Annotated in this window: 3 protein-coding genes; 2 read left to right on the plus strand and 1 reads right to left on the minus strand. The window is 63.9% G+C overall.

The features are described from left to right. Positions 1-1077, plus strand: a 1077-nt coding sequence (locus EN994_RS28530) for an efflux RND transporter permease subunit (RefSeq protein WP_164746284.1), incomplete at its 5' end; no start/stop codon positions are given. Between the two features lie 92 nt (positions 1078-1169). Further along, on the plus strand, positions 1170-1328 hold the full coding sequence (locus EN994_RS28535; protein ID WP_013529196.1) for a DUF3309 family protein: 159 nt from the start codon (positions 1170-1172) through the stop codon (positions 1326-1328). A gap of 57 nt (positions 1329-1385) precedes the next feature. Here EN994_RS28535 and EN994_RS28540 read toward each other — a convergent pair. After that, on the minus strand, positions 1386-2112 hold a 727-nt coding region (locus EN994_RS28540), incomplete at its 5' end, for an NAD-dependent epimerase/dehydratase family protein (protein WP_127308013.1).

The raw sequence follows: 2112 nt of genomic DNA on the forward strand, positions 1-2112 counted from the left end.
GACCGTGCCAAGCCAGCGCAATATGGCATCAGCCCAACCGCTGTCGGCACAGTGGTGCAACTGGTGACCAACGGGCTGAAGCTTTCGGAATACCGGCCTGCCGGCGCCGACGACGCCGTCGACATCAGGCTGCGTCTGCCGGAAGACCGGCGCACGCTGTCGACGCTCGACGAGCTCAGGGTGCAGACCTCGCAAGGCTCGGTGCCGATCTCGAATTTCGTCGTGCGCAAGCCGGAGCCGACGGTCGGTATCCTCAACCGTATCGACGGCGCGCGCACGGTGGTCGTCCAGGCAAACGTTGCCGCAGGCGCCCAGGTCGCGGCCGTGCAGGCGGAGGTCACCAAGGCCGTCTCCGGGATGGATCTCGGCAGCGGCATACGTTGGAAGCTGGCCGGCTCGAACGAAGACAGCGCCGAGGCCAGCGCCTTCCTTGGCAAGGCGTTCGGGGCGGCGATCTTCCTGATCTTCCTGGTGCTGCTGATGCAGTTCAACAAATTCACCAGCGTGCTGATGGTGCTGTCCTGCGTGGTCATGGCGACGGTTGGCGTGTTCCTGGGGCTGCTGATCACAGGCGAGACCTTCGGCATCGTCATGTCGGGCATTGGCGTCATCGCTCTGGCCGGCGTGGTGGTGAACAACAACATCGTGCTGATCGACACCTATGACCGGCTGCGCGAAGAAGGCTGGGACAAGATGGACGCGGTGCTGCAGACCTGCCGCGAGCGCGCCCGGCCGGTGGTGCTGACGGCGGTGTCGGCGATCCTCGGCGTGTTGCCGATCGCCTTCGGCCTTGGGCTGGAAATCTTCCATCACGAGACGACGATCAACGCGCCGTCGACGCAATGGTGGATTTCGCTGTCCTCGGCGATCGTCTTCGGCCTGTCCTTCGCCACCTTGCTGACGCTGGTGGTGACGCCGTCGATGCTGATGATTTTCACGCGCAGCAAGAACAGCCGCTTCTATGCGTTTTTCCGCCGGCTGTTCCGGCGCGGCAAGGGAACGGTTTCGCCGACCGACAGGCCTGGCCAGGAAGCAGGCGACGAACCGGAAATCGCCTTTCCGAAAGCCGCCGAATAGACCCCATCGCCGATTTGACCGCAGAGGCCGCCCGGAACAACCGGGCGGCCTCTGCATTGTCTCTGAGCGAAACGTCGAAGCGAGGGCTTCTCATGCCGATCACCACCATCGTCATCATCGTCCTGATCCTTGTCCTCATCGGCGCGGTGCCGGCCTGGCCGCATTCGCGCTCCTGGGGTTATGGGCCGTCGGGTATTGTCGGCGTCGTGCTGGTGGTGCTCATGGTGTTGCTGTTGATGGGACGGCTCTGAGGCGCCCTCTCGTGGATTGTTCAGTGTGCAGAGGGGCGGCGCCCATGATCGCGGGAGTCAGGCAGCTTTCGCAACGCCATTCACGGTGGCAATGCCGATATCGCCAAGAGCTTCAGCAACCGCCTGATCCAACGGCGTGTGCGGGCTCTCGCCGACGATTCCTTCCCGCCGTATCGAAGCCCGCTGATGCGGCTCGCAGCGCAGGTAGGACATGGAGACGATCTCGCGCCACATCGCCACGAACGGGCTGCCAGCGCGCAGCACCCACCAGGGCATCGAAGTCATCTTGAGCGGACGACCAATAGCCTTCTCGGCAGCGGCCTTGATCTGCAGATCGGTGACCGCGTGGCCCGGAAAGTTCAGCGCTTCATAGAAGCCGAGCTTGTCCAGATTGCGCGCCAGCGCGACGAAACCCACAGCGAAGTCAGGCAGATAGGCCCATTCATGCACGAGCTCGACCGGGCCAGGCGCGGTGTAGATACCTTTGTTGATCTTGGCGGCAACGATCAGGTCGAACCATGATCCGCTGCCGGTGCCGCCGAAGAAATCGCCGGCCCGCAGAAGAATGGTGCGGACGCGGCTCGCGTCGGCCTCGCGACGAAACAACTCCTCCATGGCGCAGCGGATGCGGCCCTTTTGCGTGCTCGGGTGGAAGGGTGTGTCTTCCGATATCACCGCCGGCATCGGCGAGCCGTAATTGTAAACGGTGCCGGGGAAGAGGTGCAGTGCGCCGTTCGCGTGGCAGGCGGCCATGACATTCTGCGCCATCGGCAGGCACTTGCCC

Origin of the sequence: Mesorhizobium sp. M7A.F.Ca.CA.002.09.1.1 (assembly GCF_003998555.1) — a bacterium.
Classification (GTDB): domain Bacteria; phylum Pseudomonadota; class Alphaproteobacteria; order Rhizobiales; family Rhizobiaceae; genus Mesorhizobium; species Mesorhizobium ciceri.